Origin of the sequence: Falsibacillus albus (assembly GCF_003668575.1) — a bacterium.
GTDB lineage: Bacteria > Bacillota > Bacilli > Bacillales > DSM-25281 > Falsibacillus > Falsibacillus albus.
On the sequence record NZ_RCVZ01000002.1, the window covers coordinates 299877 to 322598 of the forward strand.

28 protein-coding genes and 2 riboswitches are annotated in these 22722 nt (G+C 40.7%); of the genes, 8 read left to right on the plus strand and 20 right to left on the minus strand.

Annotation, left to right across the window (positions count from 1 at the left end):
* Positions 1 to 137 precede the first annotated feature (137 nt).
* Complete coding sequence (locus D9X91_RS04125) at positions 138 to 647, plus strand: universal stress protein (RefSeq protein WP_158598231.1); 510 nt, start codon at positions 138 to 140, stop codon at positions 645 to 647.
* 304 nt (positions 648 to 951) lie between these two features.
* Here D9X91_RS04125 and D9X91_RS04130 read toward each other — a convergent pair whose 3' ends face one another.
* Entirely contained in the window at positions 952 to 1410 is a 459-nt protein-coding gene (locus D9X91_RS04130; RefSeq protein ID WP_121679295.1) for a helix-turn-helix transcriptional regulator, read from the minus strand.
* Positions 1411 to 1551: 141 nt separating this feature from the next.
* Here D9X91_RS04130 and D9X91_RS04135 point away from each other — a divergent pair, with 141 nt between their 5' ends.
* Positions 1552 to 2964 (plus strand): cryptochrome/photolyase family protein, encoded by a 1413-nt coding sequence (locus D9X91_RS04135; RefSeq protein ID WP_121679296.1) that lies wholly within the window; start codon positions 1552 to 1554, stop codon positions 2962 to 2964.
* Positions 2965 to 3175: 211 nt separating this feature from the next.
* Here the strand turns inward: D9X91_RS04135 and thiT are convergent, their stop codons facing one another.
* The 3 genes from thiT to modA all read right to left on the minus strand — a co-directional run bounded on the left by thiT (position 3176) and on the right by modA (position 5488).
* On the minus strand, positions 3176 to 3757 hold the full coding sequence (thiT, locus tag D9X91_RS04140; RefSeq protein ID WP_121679297.1) for an energy-coupled thiamine transporter ThiT: 582 nt from the start codon (positions 3755 to 3757) through the stop codon (positions 3176 to 3178).
* Positions 3758 to 3871: 114 nt separating this feature from the next.
* A riboswitch (TPP riboswitch) is annotated at positions 3872 to 3970 on the minus strand.
* Positions 3971 to 4044: 74 nt separating this feature from the next.
* Positions 4045 to 4707 (minus strand): molybdate ABC transporter permease subunit, encoded by a 663-nt coding sequence (modB, locus tag D9X91_RS04145; protein ID WP_121679298.1) that lies wholly within the window; start codon positions 4705 to 4707, stop codon positions 4045 to 4047.
* A gap of 13 nt (positions 4708 to 4720) precedes the next feature.
* A complete protein-coding gene (gene modA, locus D9X91_RS04150) occupies positions 4721 to 5488 on the minus strand; it encodes a molybdate ABC transporter substrate-binding protein (protein WP_121679299.1) in 768 nt (255 codons plus the stop codon).
* Between the two features lie 139 nt (positions 5489 to 5627).
* Here modA and D9X91_RS04155 point away from each other — a divergent pair, with 139 nt between their 5' ends.
* Positions 5628 to 6743, plus strand: a complete 1116-nt coding sequence (locus D9X91_RS04155) for a histidine kinase N-terminal domain-containing protein (protein WP_121679300.1) — start codon at positions 5628 to 5630, stop codon at positions 6741 to 6743.
* Positions 6744 to 6813: 70 nt separating this feature from the next.
* Here the strand turns inward: D9X91_RS04155 and D9X91_RS04160 are convergent, their stop codons facing one another.
* Together D9X91_RS04160 and D9X91_RS04165 are read right to left on the minus strand one after the other, a co-directional pair.
* Positions 6814 to 7011, minus strand: coding sequence for a twin-arginine translocase TatA/TatE family subunit (locus tag D9X91_RS04160; RefSeq protein WP_121679301.1), 198 nt, complete (start codon positions 7009 to 7011; stop codon positions 6814 to 6816).
* A gap of 267 nt (positions 7012 to 7278) precedes the next feature.
* Positions 7279 to 8520, minus strand: coding sequence for a dicarboxylate/amino acid:cation symporter (locus D9X91_RS04165; RefSeq protein WP_121679302.1), 1242 nt, complete (start codon positions 8518 to 8520; stop codon positions 7279 to 7281).
* Between the two features lie 302 nt (positions 8521 to 8822).
* On the opposite strand from D9X91_RS04165, the gene D9X91_RS04170 reads away from it, so the two are divergent.
* Positions 8823 to 9254, plus strand: coding sequence for an arsenate reductase/protein-tyrosine-phosphatase family protein (locus tag D9X91_RS04170; protein WP_158598232.1), 432 nt, complete (start codon positions 8823 to 8825; stop codon positions 9252 to 9254).
* A 58-nt stretch (positions 9255 to 9312) separates the two neighbouring features.
* Here the strand turns inward: D9X91_RS04170 and splB are convergent, their stop codons facing one another.
* Together splB and D9X91_RS04180 are read right to left on the minus strand one after the other, a co-directional pair.
* The gene (splB, locus tag D9X91_RS04175; RefSeq protein WP_121679304.1) at positions 9313 to 10341 is read right to left on the minus strand and encodes a spore photoproduct lyase; all 1029 of its coding nucleotides are present in this window, start codon (positions 10339 to 10341) and stop codon (positions 9313 to 9315) included.
* Positions 10342 to 10357: 16 nt separating this feature from the next.
* On the minus strand, positions 10358 to 10603 hold the full coding sequence (locus tag D9X91_RS04180) for a transcriptional regulator SplA domain-containing protein (RefSeq protein WP_121679305.1): 246 nt from the start codon (positions 10601 to 10603) through the stop codon (positions 10358 to 10360).
* 168 nt (positions 10604 to 10771) lie between these two features.
* On the opposite strand from D9X91_RS04180, the gene D9X91_RS04185 reads away from it, so the two are divergent.
* On the plus strand, positions 10772 to 11674 hold the full coding sequence (locus D9X91_RS04185; RefSeq protein WP_121679306.1) for an aldo/keto reductase: 903 nt from the start codon (positions 10772 to 10774) through the stop codon (positions 11672 to 11674).
* A 265-nt stretch (positions 11675 to 11939) separates the two neighbouring features.
* On the opposite strand, the gene D9X91_RS04190 is transcribed toward D9X91_RS04185, so the two are convergent.
* The 4 genes from D9X91_RS04190 to D9X91_RS04205 all read right to left on the minus strand — a co-directional run bounded on the left by D9X91_RS04190 (position 11940) and on the right by D9X91_RS04205 (position 14053).
* The gene (locus D9X91_RS04190; protein ID WP_121679307.1) at positions 11940 to 12065 is read right to left on the minus strand and encodes a YjcZ family sporulation protein; all 126 of its coding nucleotides are present in this window, start codon (positions 12063 to 12065) and stop codon (positions 11940 to 11942) included.
* A 119-nt stretch (positions 12066 to 12184) separates the two neighbouring features.
* A complete protein-coding gene (locus tag D9X91_RS04195; protein WP_121679308.1) occupies positions 12185 to 13090 on the minus strand; it encodes a phosphotransferase enzyme family protein in 906 nt (301 codons plus the stop codon).
* On the minus strand, positions 13087 to 13593 hold the full coding sequence (locus D9X91_RS04200) for a hypothetical protein (RefSeq protein WP_121679309.1): 507 nt from the start codon (positions 13591 to 13593) through the stop codon (positions 13087 to 13089). Before D9X91_RS04200 ends, D9X91_RS04195 begins: the two co-directional genes overlap by 4 nt.
* On the minus strand, positions 13580 to 14053 hold the full coding sequence (locus tag D9X91_RS04205) for a hypothetical protein (RefSeq protein ID WP_121679310.1): 474 nt from the start codon (positions 14051 to 14053) through the stop codon (positions 13580 to 13582). Before D9X91_RS04205 ends, D9X91_RS04200 begins: the two co-directional genes overlap by 14 nt.
* Before the next feature lie 87 nt (positions 14054 to 14140).
* Here D9X91_RS04205 and D9X91_RS22430 point away from each other — a divergent pair, with 87 nt between their 5' ends.
* The gene (locus D9X91_RS22430; RefSeq protein ID WP_158598233.1) at positions 14141 to 14284 is read left to right on the plus strand and encodes a hypothetical protein; all 144 of its coding nucleotides are present in this window, start codon (positions 14141 to 14143) and stop codon (positions 14282 to 14284) included.
* Positions 14285 to 14377: 93 nt separating this feature from the next.
* On the opposite strand, the gene D9X91_RS04210 is transcribed toward D9X91_RS22430, so the two are convergent.
* Entirely contained in the window at positions 14378 to 14797 is a 420-nt protein-coding gene (locus D9X91_RS04210; protein ID WP_121679311.1) for a CBS domain-containing protein, read from the minus strand.
* Positions 14798 to 14928: 131 nt separating this feature from the next.
* On the opposite strand from D9X91_RS04210, the gene D9X91_RS04215 reads away from it, so the two are divergent.
* On the plus strand, positions 14929 to 15255 hold the full coding sequence (locus tag D9X91_RS04215) for an ArsR/SmtB family transcription factor (RefSeq protein WP_121679312.1): 327 nt from the start codon (positions 14929 to 14931) through the stop codon (positions 15253 to 15255).
* On the opposite strand, the gene D9X91_RS04220 is transcribed toward D9X91_RS04215, so the two are convergent.
* From D9X91_RS04220 to D9X91_RS04245, 6 genes are all read right to left on the minus strand, one after another.
* Positions 15252 to 16163, minus strand: coding sequence for a cation diffusion facilitator family transporter (locus tag D9X91_RS04220; protein ID WP_121679313.1), 912 nt, complete (start codon positions 16161 to 16163; stop codon positions 15252 to 15254). The two genes, D9X91_RS04215 and D9X91_RS04220, sit on opposite strands and share 4 nt — an antisense overlap.
* 132 nt (positions 16164 to 16295) lie before the next feature.
* Positions 16296 to 16619 carry a DMT family transporter gene (locus D9X91_RS04225; RefSeq protein ID WP_121679314.1) on the minus strand — a complete coding sequence of 108 codons (324 nt, stop codon included), beginning with the start codon at positions 16617 to 16619 and terminating at the stop codon, positions 16296 to 16298.
* A 68-nt stretch (positions 16620 to 16687) separates the two neighbouring features.
* Positions 16688 to 16787, minus strand: a riboswitch (guanidine-I (ykkC/yxkD leader).
* 23 nt (positions 16788 to 16810) lie between these two features.
* Positions 16811 to 18103 (minus strand): VTT domain-containing protein, encoded by a 1293-nt coding sequence (locus D9X91_RS04230; protein WP_121679315.1) that lies wholly within the window; start codon positions 18101 to 18103, stop codon positions 16811 to 16813.
* A gap of 267 nt (positions 18104 to 18370) precedes the next feature.
* Positions 18371 to 19789, minus strand: coding sequence for a SpoVR family protein (locus tag D9X91_RS04235; RefSeq protein WP_121679316.1), 1419 nt, complete (start codon positions 19787 to 19789; stop codon positions 18371 to 18373).
* Between the two features lie 144 nt (positions 19790 to 19933).
* Entirely contained in the window at positions 19934 to 21145 is a 1212-nt protein-coding gene (locus D9X91_RS04240) for an MFS transporter (protein ID WP_121679317.1), read from the minus strand.
* 169 nt (positions 21146 to 21314) lie between these two features.
* Positions 21315 to 21632 (minus strand): DUF3889 domain-containing protein, encoded by a 318-nt coding sequence (locus D9X91_RS04245; RefSeq protein ID WP_158598234.1) that lies wholly within the window; start codon positions 21630 to 21632, stop codon positions 21315 to 21317.
* A 190-nt stretch (positions 21633 to 21822) separates the two neighbouring features.
* Between D9X91_RS04245 and D9X91_RS04250 the strand changes: the two genes are divergently transcribed.
* Positions 21823 to 22074, plus strand: coding sequence for a YhdB family protein (locus D9X91_RS04250; protein WP_121679319.1), 252 nt, complete (start codon positions 21823 to 21825; stop codon positions 22072 to 22074).
* Positions 22075 to 22166: 92 nt separating this feature from the next.
* Here the strand turns inward: D9X91_RS04250 and D9X91_RS04255 are convergent, their stop codons facing one another.
* Positions 22167 to 22694 carry an NADPH-dependent FMN reductase gene (locus D9X91_RS04255; protein WP_121679320.1) on the minus strand — a complete coding sequence of 176 codons (528 nt, stop codon included), beginning with the start codon at positions 22692 to 22694 and terminating at the stop codon, positions 22167 to 22169.
* Between the last annotated feature and the right edge of the window lie 28 nt (positions 22695 to 22722).

Consider the following 22722-nt stretch of genomic DNA (forward strand, 5'->3'; position numbering starts at 1 on the left):
CTTTTTTTGCGGGTATCATATTTTACGTTTTCCGAAACATTCGTCATCAATATGTAAAATTGAAATAAGACTATTTTTCTGAATATTGGGTAAATGATTTCTATGATACAAAAATCATAGTCAAGGGGATGAAAAATATGATTAAACATATAATGGTGGCCTATGATGGTTCTGAAGGGAGCAAGAAGGCATTGGAATACGCCATGGACCTCCTTGATAGATCAAGCGGTCAGAAATTTACGGTCGCCCACGTTTATCATGAATATAAAACAGAGATTCCTTCCAACGAAGACAAATTATTAAATATGGAGGCGATGGCCACGAAACGGGTGGATGGCCTCTATGCTGCACATATGCCGCTCGCCCAGGACGAGCGAATCACTCAAACACAGGAAGTTGTTCACAACAGTGCGGACCAAGCCATTTCTGAGGCAAGATTTGCTCTGGAAACGAGGGGAGTTCACGGTGAATTTGAAATATTGGATGGGTCACCTGCTGACAGCATCAGTGAATTTGCAGATCGCGAGCAAGTGGATTTAATCGTGATGGGGAACAGCGGACATAGTGGATTAAAGAAGTTTTTCATCGGCAGTGTCAGTGAAAAAGTAACCAAACATGCCCATTGTCCAGTGTTAATCGTGAAATAATTTCATGACATGAGTTTTTAACTTCTTCGGCGATATTTTTGCAAATGTATAAAGGAAACCTATGAATACAGGAACGCCTCATGAGTTACTTTTGGGCATTCCTGTCTTTGTGTTTGGCTGTTTTCATACGATTGCTGTTAAAATCTTACTGCCGGTTTTAACGCGTAAATAAATGTTTGCTCGTTTGAAATATAAGATCCCGGCTATTTTCTCGCTTATTAGGGCATTTTAAAGACAAAAAATTCAATGGACAATCCTATTTTAGTCGTTAAAGCAACAAAGTTTGAGAAAAGAGCCTTGTGTTTTAAAAGGTCCCATTTATCAGCTCATCAAAACGCTGCTGTGCCAATTTATCATCGAAGGAGCTAAACAGCCGGAAATAATCCTCATCAATTATTCGATAATGCTTCGTAATGATATTCTTCTGCAGAACGAAGCCTTTTTCTTGCTGAATTTCCGTCCACCAGACCTTCCCCCCCAACGTTTTTTCTTTACGATAATCAATCCCTTCCCTGGCAACCACCTCGACGATCTCCATCGGTACACCGCCCAATGCATGCTGCAGGGTTTGGCTGTTGCTGAACAATGCACATAAAGCAATGACAGTCGTCCATCCTGCATCGATCCGCCCTTTTTCTATTTGCACCAAAGTTTTTTTAGAGATTCCTATTACTTCCGCCATTTTATCCTGGGTATAGTTCGCTTCCACCCTTACTAATCTCATTTTTTCAGAGACCAATAAGATGATTTCCTCTCTTGTCAATTGCTCTCACCTCAATGGTTATTATAGTGTAATTTTACACTAACTCCCAGAAATTTCAACCAATTTACACGAGAGCACACCCATTTTTGTCAGCTTCATCGACTATCCCTATAATTTTATCTGAATGGAGGGTTATAGGACATGAACAGACGGAGAACGATTGTCATGCTCAATAATGACTTTCGGCTGCATGACCATCCCGCTTTGTATAATGCAGTCAATTCTGGTGACGTTATTCCGGTATTTATTTATGAAGAAGAAGATCAAGAAAAATGGAGCATAGGGGCCGCCAAAAAGTGGTGGCTGCACCAATGCCTGCATTCCTTTCAGCAATCTCTTCATGAGGTTGGTGGGAAGCTCTGGATTTTCAAAGGGACTGCGAATGAGATCCTCCCCCGACTTATTGAGGAAACTAGAGCGGAAGCGGTATACTGGAACCGGTCTTACCACCCAGAAATATACAAAAGTCATATTAAGTTGGCGAAGGAGCTCTCAAACCACAATCTGGAGATACAAACGTTTGAAGGCATCACACTGCTCCCGCCTTGGAGCACAACAAGAAAGGAACACGAACCATATCGGGTTTTCACTCCATTTTATAAAGCTTTTCCAATGAAAAGCGTCCCACAGGCGTACCCTTCCATAAAAAGGATGGACACACCTAACATCACACTCAACTCGTTGATGGTAGAAGATTTGGACTTGCTTCCGAAAGAAAAATGGCCCGATTTTTTGGAAACTGCTTGGGAACCTACTGAAGAAAAAGCAATCCAAATTTTTAAACACTTTTGTGAAGAAAAGTTAGGGCACTATGGCGAAGACAGGGATATCCCCAGCAGGGAAGGGTTTTCGAAGCTCTCCCCCTATCTTGCCATGGGCATGATTTCTGCGAGGAGCATGTTTCATTATTTACTAGACTACCGGAACCATACAGCTTTTATCAGACAATTAATATGGAGGGATTATGCCTACCAGTTCCTATATTATTTTCCACATTCGACGACTTTGCCGCTGCAGGAGTTGTTCAAGGAAATTCGGTGGAACGATGACGAAGACCGGTTCGATGCTTGGAAAAAAGGAAGTACCGGATTTCCGTTTATCGATGCAGGAATGAGAGAGCTTTGGGGAACGGGATACCTCCCGAATCGGGTCAGGATGGTGGTGGCGTCCTTCCTTGTAAAAGACCTTTTGATACCATGGCAAAAAGGGGCTGAGTGGTTTTGGGATACACTGATTGATGCCGATCTCGCCAATAATACCATGGGGTGGCAATGGGTTGCAGGATCTGGCGTGGACGCTTCACCGTATTTTCGGATATTCAATCCTGCCACACAAAGCAAGCGGTTTGACCCGGATGGAGCCTATATCAAAAAATGGGTGCCTGAACTGAAGGATCTACCCAAAAAGTATATCCATGAACCATGGAATGCACCGGATGATGCATTAGCAAAAGCAGGAATTACTTTAGGAAAGACTTACCCCCTCCCCATTGTCGATCATGCCGCCGCCCGGAAAAGAGCGCTTGACCGTTATGAGGAAATAAAAAATAAGTAGTCACAACATGGCCCCTTGGTGCCAGGCACCAAGGGGCCTTCCTGTTATCTAATGACTGTTATCTCCCAAATAGTTTTTTTATGCGCATATCGTAGGTGCGAGACCCTGAAGTGATAGCAGGACAGATGGGACCCCACATCGAAACGGGGTGGCTCGCCGCCCGCCCCTCGGAAATCAACCGCATACAACCTGGGATAAATAACAACGAGCATTACATTTTTTTCGGAGATACGAGCCTTGGTGACACGGAAATGATTAAGATTAGGATGATTGCACTTAAAATGAAAGATGGAAGCATATAAGTTCCATTATAAATTAGTGAATATAATGCAACCGGCTGTCCTTTCGGTGCATAGGATCCAAAGAATACGATCCCTGTATAAAAGTGGGCAAGAAACCTCAACAAACTTCCGGTCAGTGTGCTTATTATCACCAAAGTGATCCATTGTCCAGCCTTTCCTTCATGGACCGTGCGCTGGATGCTGGATGCAAATATTCCTGAGAAACCAATCAATGTAAAGGCCACAAAATAATCAATAATGCCTTGTATAGGTGTGTAGATTTGGGCAAATCCTGATATGAATTGAAGCATCCCCAAAAGAAATCCGGATAAAAGCCCCCCTTTGATTCCCCAGCGATAGGAAATCAGGAATACCGGGATCATTGCCAGCGAGACAGATCCTCCTTCTGGCCAAATTCTTGAGAATATGAATGTGGACGCGAGGTCCAGTAAATAAGCAAGTGCTGCCAATACGGCAACTTCTACAAGAAACAGTATTTTTCTCGAGCTCATGTTGAATTCCTCCTAAAAATATTTGAGGGTTTGATTTTTCTGGGAAAAGAATGTACGAATAAAGACCATAAAAAAAAGCAATGAAGGGCGGTAAAGATGGCCCTCATTGCAAATATCCCATCAAAACCACATCCCTGCGCAAGCATTAACTATACAGGTTCAAAGGGTCAGAACTGCGTTCACTCTCAGCCAGAGGCTCCCCTTGTGGAAATATACAATTAAACTTCCTCTATCAATATACTATGTTACTTTCGTACTGGCAAGAACGAATCCTTTACCAGGATGAATCACTCCCTCTGCATCCATTGAATGATATACAATAGAATAAAAGAAAGGATGGTCAGCGCTCCAGCCCAAATCCATGCTTTTTGGACATCCCCCACTTCTATCGCTGTGTAAATCGCAGTTGAAGCGGTTTGGGTTTCTCCAGGGATATTTCCGGCAAACATAAGGGTTGCTCCAAATTCACCCAGACCCCTTGCAAAGCTTAATACCACTCCTGTCAAAATAGACTTGGCCATCAATGGCAGCTCAATGAGCCAGAACAGATTCCAAGGCCCTGCACCATCCACCAATGCGGCTCCTTTGATTTCCCCGTCGATGCTTGAAAGACCCAATTTCAATGCTTGATACATAAGTGGAAAAGTGACGACAGCAGCCGCCAGCACCCCAGCCCACCACGTAAACATAATACCCTGCCCGAAAATATAAGCAATCACTTTTCCAGGAGCAGAATTATTTCCCAACCACGTGATCAGAATAAGACCAGTCACTGAGGGTGGGAGAACAAGCGGGATCAAAAGGATTAATTCAATAACCTTTCCTTTCCTTGTTGGTCCTTTTCTCAACAGCATTTTTGAAAAGAACAACCCCACGCATAAAACAATCATAGTGGAGATGATGGATATTTTCACACTGAGCAGGATTGGATTCCAAAAATCTGCGTTCATATTCCGACCTCTCTTAATTCATGCTAAAGCCATATTTGCTATAAATGGATTTTGCATGTTTACTTTTTAAATATTTTAGAAATTCCTTAGATGATCCATGCTCCTTGCTCGCATCCAGGACACCGCCATAATAGACAATCGGACTGTGCCAATCCGATTTTGCTTTGGCTACTACTTTCACTTTTTTCGTTGTCAATGCATCTGTATAATAAACTATCCCTGCATCTACATTGGCAGTTTCAACATATTGCAGTACTTGTCGAACGTCTTTTCCGTAAACAAGGCGGCTCTGCAGTTGATCCCAAATTCCTAATGATGTTAATGTTTCCTTTGCATATGTACCTGCAGGAACCGCTTTTGGAGTGCCGACAGCTATTTTTTTCACTTCTCCTGCCGTTAAATCCTTAAAATCTGAAATGCCAACTGTGGAATTTGTTGGTATAATCAACACAAGCTGATTATTAAAGAGAATAGATTTTTTTTTCATAAGTCCTTTCTGCTGAATCATGCTGATAGGCTCTTCGGCCGCAGAAATGAAGACATCTACAGGTGCCCCGTGAATGATTTGCTGTGATAATGCACCGGATCCTCCAAAGTTAAGCTGCACCTTCTGATCAGGGTGCGATTCTTCATAATCATCCGCAAGCTCCGATAACACATCATTCAAGCTTGCCGCTGCAGAAATCGTAATTGTTTTTTTATCTTCTTTAGAGCTGCATCCTGATAAAGCAATAGTAAGCATGATCACAATAGCTGCAGCCATTTGGTATTTTTTTATCATGATAAACCCCCATTAAGACCTATGTAATTATTCACATTAAAATACTATCATGAAATTAATTGTAATATAGCGCATTTTTTGACATATTTTTTGTTTTTAACTGAATATTCTTGCTATAATAGAGGATAGAGGTGACAATATGATTCCACTCAAAAAGCAGTTTGTGCAATATTTAGAAAATCATAGATATGATTTACTTAAAAAGTGGGAGAAACAGATTATTCTTTCAACAAAAGATCCCTTTAAGGGACAAGTATGGAAAAATGGAAATGACATGATTCAGCTTTTGGTGGAAGCCTTGATGACTGACAGCGAATCGGTGGATGAATTTATCCGGCCATTTGCCTATAAGGTTGCAGAAGAACGTGTCCATGCCTCCGTCAATATCGGTGACTTCGTTTATAATGTTAACATAGCGAGATCAGAAATTTATAAGGATTTACATAATGTATTCCACTCATGGGATGACCTACAGACCGCGTTGAACACGATAAATTATGTGTTTGACAAATTTTTATATTTTGCCGTTTCCCACTACACCGATATCAAAGATAAAATCATTCGACAAAAACAGGATTATATAGATACGACCCATGATGACCGTTTGTCGCTCCTTGGTCAAATGACATCCAGCTTTGTTCACGAATTCCGCAATCCATTGACATCCATCCATGGATTTATCCAATTGTTAAAGGCGGAATATCCAAACCTTCCTTATTTGGATATTATCACAGGTGAACTCGAACAGCTAAGATTTAGGATCTCTCAATTTTTACTGCTTTCAAAAAAGCAAATTGCGGATACGGAATGGTCGGAAATATCTCTGAATCTGCTGATCGAGGAAATAATGTCCTTTTTATTCCCGCGCATATTGGAAGTGAATGTGAAAGTTGAAGAACACCTTCAAGCCAATCTGCAATTTAAAGGCTATAAAGAAGAAATCCGACAGGTCATCATCAATATTGTTTTTAATGCAATCGATGTTTTGTCCGGGAACTCATCAGATCCCATCATCATAATTCGCGCATATGAACACCACGACTCGATTACACTGAGCATCGCAAACAATGGTCCAAAAATCCCTTCCGAGCTTCAAAATACAATATTCGATCCATTTGTAACCACGAAAAAAACCGGTACTGGATTAGGGCTTTATGTATGCAAAGAAATCATCGAAAAACATTCAGGGACTCTCACTTGCGAATCAAATGAAGATTGGACGATCTTTCATATTACTTTGCCATCCATTAAATAGAAGAGAACCTAGGACTGGATTTCATTGTCCGCAGGTTCTCTATATCTCCTATCTAATACTTTACCGTTATCTATTTATGGAAGCTTTGATCATTGATTTTTTCTTGTTCATGATGTTCTTCCTCTTCATCAATCTTTCCTTGAAGGGCTTTTTGAAATTCATGGAGTGCCTGTCCAGCAGCTTTTCCAAAACCGGGCAATTTCGATGGTCCAAATACAAATAAACCTACTATTATGATGACTACAATTTCCCCAAATCCCAGATTCATCATCGCATCTCCTATTCCCTTAAATCTCTTTCATTCAGTATATCCTATTTTTCGAATCCAGTATCTATGATTTTTGACTTAGGTAGGTCAACTTTAAAATGGAAAGCGGCAATGTTAAGTTCCACGGTCGGGGCCGATTCGCATATCCCCCGGAGTCTCCAGCCTCTTCTCCTCAAAAAAACGACAAAAGGTATCGAGTGAATGAATGTGCTCCCGATACCTTTTGTCTACAAACTAAAGCGGATATTTTTGATGGCTATCAATGATTTATGCTGATTTTTCGCCGCGCTGGATCTTGACGGTCCTTCTTTTTTCCGTTTCTGCCACGATCATGGCACATGAGGCATCGCCTGTAATATTAACGGCAGTCCGTGCCATATCCAAAATACGGTCAATCCCAAGAATCAAGCCAATTCCAGCAACAGGCAGGTTGACGGAACTAAGCACCATGGCTAGCAAGATCAAGCCGACACCTGGTACACCGGCTGTCCCTATACTCGCCAATACAGCTGTCAGCACAACCGTAGCAAGCTCGCCAATCGAGAGATCGACATGATAGACCTGTGCAATAAAGACAGTGGCAACACCTTGCATGATCGCCGTACCATCCATGTTGATTGTTGCTCCCAACGGCTGGACAAAACTTGAAATAGTTTCTGGCACCTTTAAGTTCTTTTGAGCTGTTTCCATGGAAATCGGCAGCGTTGCGTTACTGCTTGAAGTACTGAAAGCAACTCCCATTGCCGGGGAAAACCCTTTGAAAAAGGATAGTGGATTCTTTCTGGCAAGCAGCGCAACGGCACTTCCATATGTGACAACGCCATGCACAATCAGAGCAAGAACAACAACAATCATGTATATTCCCATCGCCTTAATTGCATTCCATCCCTGGCTGCCGATTGCGGAGGCGATTAAGCCGAACGTTCCGTATGGTGCGAATTTCATTACTAATGTAACAAGGTACATCATGATTTCATTTCCTTGTTCCACTAGATTGTAAATTCCTTTTGTTTTTTCACCTAGAGCTGTCAATGCCAGTCCGATGAAAATGGCGAGTGCGATGATTTGAAGCATATTTCCTTCATTCAAAGCCCCGAAAGGGTTTTTCGGGATGATATTGAGTAGAGTGTCTGATACCGGCGGAGCTTTTTCAGCACTAAAACTTGCTGAAGCAGTATCGAAATGGCCAGCTAAACCTGGTTTAATGATATATGCTAGACCGATGCCAATGATGATGGCAATGCATGTCGTAATCAAAAAATAAGAGATGGTTTTCAAACCGATTCTTCCTAATTTTTTTGGATCGCCGAGACCTGCTGTCCCTAGAATGATTGAAAAAAGGACAATCGGAACGACCAGCATACTGATTAAATTCAAGAAGATTTTTCCGAGAGGTTTAAATAAGTAAGGATCTAAAATATTGAACACGCTAGGAGCAGCTACATTTAGAATGATTCCAACGACTGCACCTGCTATTAAACCGAGAATGATTTTTGTGGTTAATTTCATATGCATACCCCCAAATATGTTTTTCATGATGTTTTTTGACAAACTAGTTTGAAAAATAAAAATGCTCAAACTGGTTCAAAATAAACTTACCCGCCCTCTATTAACTTTAAACATGAAAACAGATTTTTTCAAATTCATTCTTCTAAATGGTTCTAAAGACTTATGATATGGAAAAATATTGGGAAAAGCCTCGTTTCTCAGTTTATTTATCTTTTTTCCAGAAACTTTCAATTTTTTTCTGCATATATTCTCTTCCTGCGGGTATAGGAATAGTACAAATAAAGAGAAAGGACTTCAGAGAAATGTCAAAAAAACTTCTTTATTTTGTTTCATCCAATCATGAAAGAAGTTCAATGGCAGAGGCATGGGCCAAAAGACTTAATTTATCTGATTGGTCATTCATGAGTGCAGGTTGGTTCAACAATGATCGAAATCCCATGTCAATCAAAGCGATGGATGAACTCAATATTGATTTGACATCCACCCCCAACAGGACGGTAAATGACCATATGATGGAACTAGCTGACTTCATCATTTCGATATACGACTTTGGTCAAGATCACTTTATCCCGATTCCGAAGGAACATCAGGATAAAATGATTGAATGGGACATTAAGAATCCTAATCTGCATGGTCAATCTTTACTGGAAAAATGGGCTGCCTATCAGGAAGTTTGCGATGACATCGCAACGAAAGTAAAAAAATTAGAATCCAGTCTCAACGTTTATATGTAGGAGTGCCTCAAAAGAGGAATCTTCTGAGGCACATTTTTACTTAATCACACCAGTTGCCTTAGGTGAAATACTCCAATTTTGCTTTAGGAAAATATTTTTCTATATATCCCCCCAAAACATCCTTCATTTTCTGTTCTTCATCCTTTGGATAAATATATTTGCCTATCCCATATCTCCCCCATTTATACCGTCTTTTTTCTTCGTCCAATTCAAGTTTTGTCATCGGATAATTTTTTTGTATGACACGTTTAGCCGGCTTGGTGAATCTATGCTGTATCAATTCAAATGTCAGGTCTTCTTTTGCTTCTTTCGATAATTCACCTTCCAGCCGCTCAAAAAGATCCCTATAACCGTCTTCCCACCCATCATGCAAATAAATCGGGGCGATGATAAATCCTAGTGGATAGCCCGCACCGGCTACCTTGCCAGCTGCTTCTATTCTCTTGGCGAAAGGCGATGTACCCGGCTCGAAATTCTTGATCACATAATCCGCATTCATACTGAAGCGGAATCGTGTCTTTCCATTATGTTTTGCATCCAGCAAGTGGTCGACATGATGGAACTTTGTTACAAATCTCAACTTTCCGTATTTGGATTGTCCAAAGTACTCGATTGCCTTCTTCAATGTATGGGTGATATGGTCGATCCCTACAATATCTGAAGTACAGGATGCTTCAAATCTTGTGAACTCAGGTGCCCTCTCCTCCATATACTTTTCAGCCGCATCGAAGATCTCGTCTGTATTTACATACGTACGGATATAGGGCTTGCTTCCCATCGTTGTTTGAAGGTAGCAATAATGGCAATGCCCCATGCAGCCTGTCGCAAAAGGGATGGCGTATTCTGCCGAGGGCTTGGAGGTATCGAACTTCAATGTCTTTCGTACACCGACAACAAGCGTTGATTTTGCTACACGATATTTTTGGAAATGATTCTCTCCTGGTAAATTTCTGACTTGGTTATGCGAAGTCGTAAATCGAATTTCCACATCCTCTTTTTCGAATTTTTCCTTCAATAATTTCCCAAGCGGATAATTCAAAGCATCCGGTTCAAAGTAAACCAATTGAGGCATGAAGGGCTTCACCATTCATTCCAACCTCCCTTTACATGTCTCCAAAATAATATTGATATGCTTCCTCTGCCTCAGCCTCTGTGGCATAAACAGCTACTTCATCTGTCAACGGATAGTAATTATCATACAAGAATATGGAGAGTCCCCCGTCATTCTCAGGATCTTGCACAATCGCAGCGGACTGTATATTGGCCACGTTTTGTGTATGCGGATTTCGGTAAAGGACATACACAATGTCCCCAGCTTTATAGGTTGAGCCATAGTCGTATATATTCACTACATAGATCCCCTTTCAATTCCTTATTGTCTTCATTATTCCTCAGCACCAAGGAATCATGAATATTATGAGGAGGTAAAAAAAGGGATTGGAGCAGAATGTTTTTTTATTTCATTCGCTTTCCTGTATAATGAAAACGATTAAATTCGAAGGGGAGGCACTTACATAATGGAAAGAATTAAATTGGCAGAGGAATTGTCTTTTTCAAGAATCATACACGGCTTATGGAGGTTAAACGAGTGGAACTACTCTTCACAAGAGACGCTCTCCTTGATCAATCATGCACTGGATGCCGGTATAACTACTTTTGACCATGCCGATATTTACGGCAGCTATACTTGTGAGGAACTGTTCGGTCAGGCTCTTGCATTGAACCCGAGCCTCCGCGAAAAAATGGAACTTGTCACAAAGTGTGGAATCGTGCTGGAATCTCCAAACCGTCCACAGCATCGATCACACCATTACAATACAAGCAAAGAGCACATCATCAAATCTGCAGAACAATCCTTGAAAAACCTGCAAACAGATTATATTGATGTATTACTCATACACCGCCCAGACCCGTTAATGGATCCGGAGCAGGTAGCCGAGGCATTTGCCGCATTGAAAAAAGATGGAAAAGTCCGCTATTTCGGTGTTTCCAATTTTAAAGAACACCAGTATCAACTTCTTAAATCTTACCTGGATGTTCCATTGGTTACGAATCAGCTGGAATTATCTGCGTATGAATTGGAAAATTTCGATGATGGCACCCTGAACTTATGTATGAAGGAAAGAATTGCCCCGATGGCCTGGTCGCCGCTTGCAGGTGGAAAAATATTTACTTCTGATGAAGAAAAAGCCGTACGTCTGCGCACTGCCTTACAAAAGGTAGGAAAAGAAATCGGAGCGGGAAGCATCGATCAAGTCATGTATACCTGGCTGCTGCATCACCCAGCGAAAATCATGCCAATTGTTGGATCAGGCAAAACGAACCGAATGGATTCAGCTGTCCAATCCTTGAAATTATCGATGAATGTCGACCAATGGTTCGAAATCCTCCAATCCTCAATGGGCCACGATATACCATAGAAAAGCGGAGCCGGCTCCTTCAGAGGCGTAGAGTCTTTTTTACATTTGGTTCTTTTCTCGTACTTTGTTGCTTCAGTTAATAAAGTAGGATTGTTTAAGCAAAGTTTCAACTTCAAATGAGCTGAAAGGTTAAATTCAATGAGATAACAGCTATTCTTCGTTAAAATCGGCAATAGGATTTTAACAACAATCTTTACGAAAACAGCAATACAGTATGAAACACCCTAGCATAATGTTAGGGTGTTTCTGTTTAAAAAAGCTTATCTTACAAAAATGAAGCACCGACAATGATCAACAAGATAAATAGAACAACGATCAATACGAAAGTTGAACCACCGTAACCATAGCCGTAGCCGCCGCCATAGCCACATCCACCGTAACCCCAGCACATATCCTTTCACCTCCTGGGAAGTTGTTAAGGATAATCCTTACACTGCTACAATATTCAACTTTCAGCAAATAGGTATGGACTTCAACCCACGTTTTTGATTAATTGTTCGTTTGCCTGTATTATTCTGTGGTAGATAACAGATATTTAATTACCTTGATGTATGATTCCGCTGTGCTTTCATAATACAGCTGGAGTGAAAAATAAATAACATAACAACACGCAATGAACAGCATGACATCCGGCAATAGCTCTTTCTCCAAAACAGATAAGGGCACCAAGCTTTCATAGTTGCATAAAAAGTTGTGAAAAGCCTCGTCAAAATGATCGTCATGGGAATGGTCCAGGATTCTCCTCTTTAACACCGCAACCATGAAATAAGCGATATCGTACACCTTGCATCCGATCTGACACATATCAAAATCAATAAACCCTTTAAACCTGCCCTTGTTGAATATCATATTATTCGGATGGAGGTCACGATGTATCAACTGTTTTGGCAGTTTCCCTTCCATCGCATCCAATCGCATCATGCGATTAAAAAGTTTACTTTTCTCTTGATTACACAATGAAAAACGATGTATCCAAGTCAATACCTCATATATTTGATCCCCTAATTCCATTTCATTATAATTTATACATTCTGTATAGTTTTCCGCTAAATAATGAAATTCAGAAATGAGCCTCCCAGATTGATTAATATACTCCATTGCCCCTTCTTCGATGAAAGAATAAGGCTTTCCTGCTGTATATGGATAAATGCAGTATACTCCTCCTTCATACCGGAAAACTTGTTTTCCATATTTATTATATATCGGAACTTGGACACTCAGTCCCTCCTGATACAGATAGGAGAGGAATCCCCCTTCAAGCTCTGCATGGTGAAAGCATCCTTTTTCCTTTAGGAGATAATGTGATCCCCGATCGGTTGTAAAGAAGCTAACATGATCTTTGTATCGGATTAAATGGACAACAGAACCGATATCCCAGCATGAACCAAGCCAATCCAGATTATGGACTTTATTCATATTTGCCCTTTTTGCATATTATTTTCTTTTTGGATTCTATTGAATAGTAAAAACACTGTAAATTGCATCAATGGATACACAGCGAAAGAATAATATATCTCATATCCTTGGCGGTAATGATAAACCCCTAACTGATGAGCGATGAATTCCATTACCATGGATATGATGGACCAAATAAAAATGTAAAGGGGGATATGTTTATCGGTTATCTTCAACGCATCCCAAATATACACAAAATAGTATGAAAATGGTCCGTACATGAAATAGGAGATAAAATCCATTAATTGAAATTCAGAAGTATCATTTACATCATAAAAATTCCATGGCGGGACACTGATGGTATGATCATAAAAATTACCGATAAACATCCCTAAAATGACATATAGTGCTTTATCCTGTTTGCTGAATCTCCGAGGCAAAATGAAGAGAAAAGCATATGCGGCAAAGAAAACACCGCATGTAAACCATTCGTTGGCATTAAATGAATGATCATACACTTTCATGATGCTTTATCCTTTCAAGTGCTTTAAACCCTTTTAGCAAGAAATTCATGACAGCTAAAAATAGAATGTAGAAAAGCAGCGTCATTAGCAGGTTCCATTTTAAATAATGATAAACTGAGAAGCTTAGATTGATGGATTCCATTCCAATAATGGCGATAAAATAAAATACCACTGCTAATCCCTTTCCGCTCTTCCCCGCCTTGCTGATGATTGCCAAAACCGCAGTAAACATTAAAGGCATGCATAAATTTCTGAATAATAAAAAGCCGATAAACTTTTCATAGTGATCGCTTACAGCGATCCACTTTAAATTTAATGACATGACCGTATACGAATTCATTAAAAGGATGGACGACACTAAAAAAACAAAAATAAACTCTTTAAACGGCAGCTTATACTTACTGTAAACACATACAAACAGCAGGAGAAAAAATAAAATGATTTGAATGGCAATGATCATCCACAAAACCTCTTTTGAATTTTTTGTAAATTCAGATTTTTATGTTATAATTTATGAAAGCGATTTCAAGAAGGGTGGTCCTTTGAATTGTTTATCAATGAAACCAAGCTTAGAATGGCTGTATTGGAGCAGATGAACCAAGATTCTTTCAAAGAGCACAGGCAGGGGCATTTTCTTTTAAATTACTCCATTGCAATCGCAGGCATCATTTTTTTGATTCTGTTTAACTAAATGAAGAATGTTTTCAAACCAATCGGATTCCACAATAAATCAAGATTTGAAAGAGGCTGTCCCGTTAGACATGGATCAGCCTCTTTCTTTTATTTATTGAAGGTCGTTATTTTTTGAAATTTGGCTCAATGCACCGCCTGCACTATTATTGGACTGATCTCTCACAGCTAAGTCACCAAGAGAGAGCATACCGACAATCTGTCCATTATCGACGACGGGAAGCCTGCGGATTTGATGCTGGGACATTAAAGCCGCCGCTTCTTCCAATGATGCATCAGATTGAACCGTTACGATGTTATTGGACATGATTTGGGATACAGAACTATGTGCATTTCCATCAGTAACTCCTCTGATGGCCAAATCGCGATCGGTTACCATCCCTACAACTTGTCCGTTTTGCACAACTGGGATCGCACCGATATTGGAAGAATGCATTTTGTTTGCTACATCTTGCAAAGAATCCTGATTTGAACATGATTGAACATTTGTTGACATTACATCGCGTACCTGCATGAGAATTCCTCCTTAAAAAAATCAACATACAAGCATATTTTGCGAAGATTTCAGGAAATTATTCGTTTTGATCCTGGTGTATTTTATATGATCGATTTCCAAGGTATAATAGTGATGGAGGATGATGATAAATGAATAATAATGAAAACAACGATAAATCACAATATACAGAATTGGACGAAGAAACACTCTTCATCGTATCTCAGACATTCAAAGCTCTATCCGATCCGACACGTCTGCGGATACTCTATCTATTGTTTCATGGGGAGCATTCAGTCAATGAAATTGCTGAAAAGTTATCGCTTCTTCAATCCACCGTGTCCCATCAGCTTCGATTCCTTAAAAACTTAAGGCTGGTCAAATTCCGGAGAGAAGGTACGACCTTCTATTATACACATGATGATGAACATGTTTTGGACCTATTAAAGCAGTCCATCGAACATGCCTTGCATCATTAATTGCATGTTTCAGGATGCAAAACACAATCTCCTTTGCTTTTTTCGATTTGGATGGTGCTGTGCTTGATGCCAAATTGGCTATATAAAAGGTTTTGTGCATGTTTCAGTACTTCTTCATGCACCCCTTCTTCTTCCATGACCAGATGACAGCTGAAGCTTTGGAATCCAGAGGTAATGCTCCACACATGCAAATCATGGATATCCTCTACCTTGTCCATTGCTAGCAGGGCTTTTCTCACTTCAGCGACATCTATCGAAGAAGGTGCTCCTTCCATCAATATATGAAGGGATTCTTTTAAAACGCGATAGCCGCTTACAAGCACCAGAATGGCCACAATGACACTCGCAATCGGATCCGCAATGCCCCAGTTCAAAAAATAAATCAGTATGGCTGCCACTATAGCCCCCACTGAGCCCATCAAATCTCCAAGGACGTGCAGAAATGCACTTTTTACATTTAAATTTTCCTCTTTTTCACCTTTCATCAATATCCATGCAACAATGATATTGATGATCAGCCCAATTATTGCAATCAACAGCATACCTTTGCTCTGTACTTCCGGTGGATTAAAGAACCGATGAATGGCTTCATAAATGATCATTAAGGAGATCATTGCCAATGCAGCACCATTGATGAGCGCCGCAATGATTTCAAATCGCTTGTATCCATACGTTTTCGAATCCGTGCTTTGGCGTTCTCCCAACTTCATCGCAAAAAAACTAAGCCCTAGTGATGCAGAATCCGATAACATATGCCCTGCATCCGAAAGCAACGCCAAGCTATTTGTCACCCATCCGCCGATGGCTTCTATGATCATGAATGATGTAATCAACAGGAATGAAATAAAAAGTACTTTTTTATTGTTGGTATGATGATGTCCATGAGAATGATTGTGATTATGTCCCAAAATAGACGCCTCCACTTATATGATTATATGTTCATATATATGATATAATACAGCAGCTTCCACTTCAAGCGTTGCTGTTTTTTCATTTCCCTTCTCTCCATGTCCGGAAACCATAAGTCAACGGGCCATAGATCATTTCTCTCCAGAAACTGCTTTCAATCCAATCATTCCTATTATTATCAAACCTAAGAAGATGAATCTTGCCAATGTTTTTGGTTCATCGAATAATATAATTCCCATAATGACAGCTCCAGCTGCTCCAATCCCTGTCCAAATCGCATAGGCCGTGCCAATCGGTAAAATTTTGACGGCTGCTGATAAAAAATATAAGCTTATGAGCATCCCGACAACAGTAACTATGCTTGGATAGACCTTTGAAAAACCGTTAGAGAGTTTTAATCCCATCGCCCAAACCACTTCAAATACACCTGCAATAATCAAATAAATCCATGCCATAATCGAATCCTCCTTAACATACATTATTTTGTGCAAAAATCGAAAAAAGCCTCGGAATATCCAAAGATATCTCCCAGGCTTTTGTCCTTCCGTGAACGCAGCAGCTGCGCGTTTCCTCTCGGACCTGCCCTGCCTTTGAATGGCAGCGGAACCCTAGGAAACTTTGTGAATGTATGATGATTTTGTTTGCATTATTCTTTTGTTGGCGTGCTTTTTATCAATGTCAAAAATCTGAAAATCTCGATCAATAAAATGACCAAGCTCACCCAGACTCCGCCAAATGCAAAGCCCCCGACCAAATCGCTGGGCTGCTGGATCTGAAGATAACTTTTGCTGATTGCGATCATTGCCAAAATCGAGATGGTTAATACAAGTGCAACCACACTAAAAAAATGGCTGATCGGATGCCTGATGATGACATATAAAAAAAAGCCATAGATGACAATCGAAATGAGCATCGACTCGCTTGGAAAAGCATCGCTGAAATTCCGACCTTCAGTAAAATAATCGAATAATATATGCAGCCCCTTCCCGAAAATGAGGGCTCCGATTAAATTTACTGCGTAGAACTGCAATTCCATCAGCTTGTTTTTACCGAGAACAAGCAGCCAAAAAACAGTAAGAAGGATGACCCCATCCAGTGGCTTCCAAGAAGAAAGGGCACTAAAGTAGTGCATCGCCCCCCTCCATCGATCATCAAAGATATAATTGATGACTGTCGTAGAAATGATGTTAAATTGTCCAAACTCATTTGCGATAAAGTCTTGGATCAGACCTACCATAAAGCTGATAAGGGTAATCAATACCAATGAAACAAACAAAATAAATAACTTGATCCCGATAAAGCTCTTAAATCGTTTAAATGTATGTTCATACAAAAGCCAGCTGTTTTCTTTGATTTTTTCTCGATTTGTTTTAATAAAAAAATATATTACGTAAATAAGCGCTCCCAGAACACTTGCGACGCCGAGAAATTTGCTCGCTTCCTGATGGAATTCCTCCCATTTCGGACCAAAGATTTTCCCAAGCGTGATGAACGTCCCAACCCAAATGAAAACACCGATGTAGGCAAAAATGGCGAATGTTTTAAAATTCATTTTTGTAATGCCAGAGAAAATACTGGTCACATGCCTCACACCAGGAACAAAATACGCGAACACCAAAAGCGCCTTGCCGTATTTTTTATGCCAGGCAGCCATCTTGTCCAGCTTTTCCGGACCTAAATGGATTTTCCTCCCGTGTTTATAGAAAAACGGCGCGCCTAATTTGTAGCCGATCCAATAGGAAACGCTGACCCCGATGATCCCTCCGACACCACCAAACATAATAGTCAAAAACCAGTTGAGTTTCCCTTGATATACAACAAAACCGACATAGCTCATCAGAACCTCATTCGGTATCGGTACAATAATCAACTCGAGCATCAATGAAAAGAAGAGGAAAAGATATCCGTGATGATCAATCATATTCATAAAAAAATCCACAAATTTCCCCCTCCTAAATGTTGTTTTATAAAAAAAGTATACTGAAAAAGATGGAAAAAAGCGAAAAAATGCATAAAGAAAATCTATTTTCGTAATTAATCCAAGATTAAGTAAGGATGGTCCCCACTTTCCGACGGGGGCTCATACCTTCCACTTCATCCACTTATATGATGACAAATTGTGAGAAATTAGCCTTTGAAAAACAGCAAAAAAAGAGAGCCTGCTATTTAGGCTCCCACTCCCTTAAAATAATTTCGGCAAGGCACATTATAAATATTTTCTTTGGACAGATCGGCCGTCATAAGAAAAGAGCATGTTTTTCCCTTCTACGACAGTATCGAGATGAACCGTCCTTCCCCATAGCTGATGGACATATGGAAGGACCTTTTCTAAATATTTCAAATCGAGTTCTACATCTTCGAACCAATGCTTCAAGTACAGCTCACCGTTTTTCATATAGTCCCCATCGGTCACTGTGAGGTAAGGGAAACCACCGTTCACTCTCATGTTCACCAGCTGATCCCTTACATTTTCCCACTGTTTATCGACCACTTTGTAATCCTTCCCTTGCTTTTGGAAAAGGTACATATCTTCCCGCATGACCAAATCCTTCGTTAAATAATTTCTCAGGAAAGAGATATCGGATTCGATTTCGCGCACCTCAAACATTTTTTCCCTTCCTGAATTAGGTTTGACGCCCAGCTCCTTCATATCATCTGTCGGGTTGTCGTACCTTTCTTCAATATCTTCAAAAATTTTCAAACCGAGATAATATGGGTTGATGCTAGTTCTTGACGGCTGCACGACTCCTGCGTTGAGTTTCGCAAATTCCAGCGCTTCCCCGCTTGTCAAATCCAGCTCCCGAAGAATCCGCTGGTGCCAATACGATGCCCAGCCTTCATTCATGATTTTCGTTTCAAGCTGCGGCCAAAAATATAACATTTCTTCCCTGATCATCGTCAAAATATCCCGTTGCCAATCAGCAAGTTCCCTGCTGTAGGACTCAATGAAAAGCAAAATATCCTTTTCCGGCTGAGGCGGGAATTTCTTTCGTTTTTTCTTTTTTTCCATCGGTTTCGGTTTCTCATCAAGCGACCATAGATCATCATAAGGAGAAGACAACTTTGTATCCTCGTCTTCTTCCCATTCCTCTGCATCCGCCATGGTCCATGACAGCTTTGGCCGCATGAGTGAGGGATCAATATGCTCTTCGATTGCCAGGACTGCATCGATAAACGTTTCTACCTCCCGCTTTCCGTACTGAATTTCATACTCGCGGATCCTCTCAGCCGTGGCAGACATGCTCTCGACCATGTCTCTTTTCGTATTCTGAAAACGGACATTATTCTTGAAGAAATCGCAATGGGCCAAAACATGTGCAACGATCAGTTTGTTTTGGATCAACGAGTTTGAATCCAATAAAAAAGCATAGCAGGGATCGGAATTGATGACCAATTCGTAAATTTTACTCAGTCCAAGGTCATAATGAAGTTTCATTTTAAAAAATTGCTTCCCAAAACTCCAGTGAGAGAACCTTGTCGGCATCCCATATGCTCCAAAGGTATAAATAATATCAGCAGGACAAATTTCGTAACGCATTGGATAGAAATCTAGACCAAAACCTTTGGCAATTTCCGTGATCTCAGCAATTGATTGTTGAAGCTGTTTATGTTCAACCTCTCTCATAGGCGTTTCCCCCTTTACCTCTTATCACAATGTATGAGCTGATAAAGGTGAACATGAAAGGAGATTTAAAATTCATGATCGTTAAATCCAGATAAAAACTGCCCCTTAGGTCGACAGGTCGCCTGCAGGGCAGTTTTAAAAAGATTACGTTTCGCTTTTTAGTGATTTTGCCAGCACCTTTGCAGGGATGATGCTTATCGACAGACATATCGCCGAAAGGATAAAAGCGGATCGAACGCCATGATGCTCCACGAACCATCCTGCTGCAAGCGATGCAGCTCCAAAGGTCATGGTCACTAATGAAGTCTGTGCAGCATATACCTTAGGGAGCCGGTCAGGTTCCGCTTCCCATTGGACGATGGTCTGCAGGACCACTGTCTTCGATTGATCGAATAAACCAAATAAGCATGACAAGAGCAGCGCCAATACAGGAATGGCATTAAAAGAGAAGGCAAATGTGATAATGGCCGTTAGCATACTTGACAGCCAAATATAAGATTGCTGCCCCTTCCCGAGGATTCCATGAAACCTCAACATCATGATGCTGGCTAAAATTAAGCCGACAAAGAAAGCGGCATTGATGAATCCCCACCATTCTTCGCCAACCTTCAGCTGCTTTTCAACGAAAATATACATAATGGCTGCAATCCAAACAACACTGGCAGCCGTTTCTATCCAATAAATATAATGGACTCTCCTCAAACGGGCATTCGACCAAATTTCCGTCCACCCTGTCGTCAATGAATGCACATAGTCCAGAAATAGCTTTTTATTTGCAGCAGATGGAGTCTGCTGGGATGCAAGCGATATCCTTGCCATAAAAATGGTACTGAAAATATATAAAATAAATGTAACAGCCATGGTTCCTTTAGTTGAAATCATGGCGGTCAATATCCCTCCGATGCTCCAGCCGCTGATGCCAATCAGATGATCGACTGTCGACAAAAAACCGTTGGTACCCAATAGTTCTTCCCTTTTCACCAGCAACGGCACCATCGCATTTTGTGCAGGCTGCGCCCATCCATCCAAAAAGGCAATCATCGCTGCCAAAACCAGCAGCGGCCATATGGCGCCTATTTGCACCGTCATAGTAAAAAACAACAGGAGCAAAAGACCTGTCTTAAGCACCTGGGAATGAAACAACAAAGCCTTCAAGGCATAACGATCTAAAAGCAGAGGTGCGATGATGCTGCTCAAGAAACGAGAGAACGTCACTATGAATGGCACTAAAGCCATGTAAAGCGGCGAATGCGACTCATCATATATCTCCGCAATCAATGCTACGACATAAAGCACATCCCCTGCATTTGCAAAAGCCTGCCCCAACCATAAATAACGAAAGGCTTTAGACTTCATTTTCAAAGTCCCCCCATTTCAATATCATTCATCATTTCTTCATTAGGAGAACTCCTTACATCGGAACACTCACCTTTCCAAAATCCGCAAATAATAACTTCATCTTACCACAACAGAAAAAGACCCTGCACTTTGGTGCCAGGCACCAAAGGACAGGGTTAGAAATCGTTTATTGGCTGGCTTCTTTGACTGCGAGTGTAACCAGTTTCTCATTTTGCGGACTGTGGGTCACTTGGACAATGATGATCTTATCCATGTTGTTTTCTTTTACTGTAAATTTAAAGTTATCCTGTACGAGATCTTCCCCAAGTTTTTTTCTTCCCATATACTGATATTCCGTCAATTCTTCGGAAGGGTAATCTTCCTTTACGATTGCTGTGGCCATTCTCCCATACTTTGCATAATCCACTTTTTGAGCGGATGCCTGCAGAGAAGACCCCAAGAGCATGAGTATACAAAAACCAACGGAAAGGACGATGTGTTTCATTCCTTTTTCCTCCTGCATGTTTTTTATTAGGATGACTCCTGCATCCAAAATTATTCAAAACCTTTGGGTCCGAAAGATATCCATGCAAATGAAGGAAAGGCGATGAAATCAACTCCTCCAACTTTTTCAGGGGAAGAAAGTCTTGATGCGGCATAAACTATTCATAACTCCTTTAGAAGGAGGTACAGGAATGAATCGAGTGGATTACGACCGCGCATTATATTATACCCATCGATCAGAATGGGATAATTTATTGATACTAATGGTCAGAACGCAAGATGATGTTTTGTCGAAGAGAATTGAGCATTTCCTGCATGCTTACAATTTTTCAGATGATTATGCAGTGATCGAAAGAAAACTGTATAACCTTTTACGTTATGTTGATTATGCAAACTCACTTACCACCTTCCAACCCATGGAAGAAGAAGTTGTGCTTCACTGACGTAGGGTGGCTGGGCTGCCGTTGATGTAACAAGAAAAGAATTCCACCAATAAAAAAAGAAGCTGACTCGTTTTCGGAGTCAGCTTTTTAAATTACAAATCAACATTTTCTGCGATTTTAACATACATTTTCAATTCTTTGATCATTTGATCCACCAATTCTGCAGGGTCCTTTAAAAGTCCATCGTTTTCGTAGTCGAAACAATGAGGATCCATTACGAGCTGCTTTGGAATTACATTTGCATAAACGCCTCGTGCAACCGTCCTCATGTTGGTCAGACAATTGATTCCGCCTTTTCCTCCACCTGCGCATGAAAGCAATGCTACAGGCTTATGTGCAAATTGCTCGCTGCTTAAAAAATCCAGTGCATTTTTTAACGCACCACTCATGCCGCTATGGTACTCAGGTGAAGCCAAGATAATACCGTCTGCATCCTTGACTTGCTGACGAAGTCCCTTCACACTCTCCATATTGAATTGTTCTTCTTCTCCCGTATACAGCGGAATATCCCCTTTGCTTAAATCGATTAAATCGAACCCATAGTTTCTTGCCAAGTAACGGGAAGCAATTCCCGTTCTTCCTTTCTTCCTCGGACTTCCATTGATTACGACAATTTTCATTTCAACCTCTCCCTTTCGTTGGATCTCG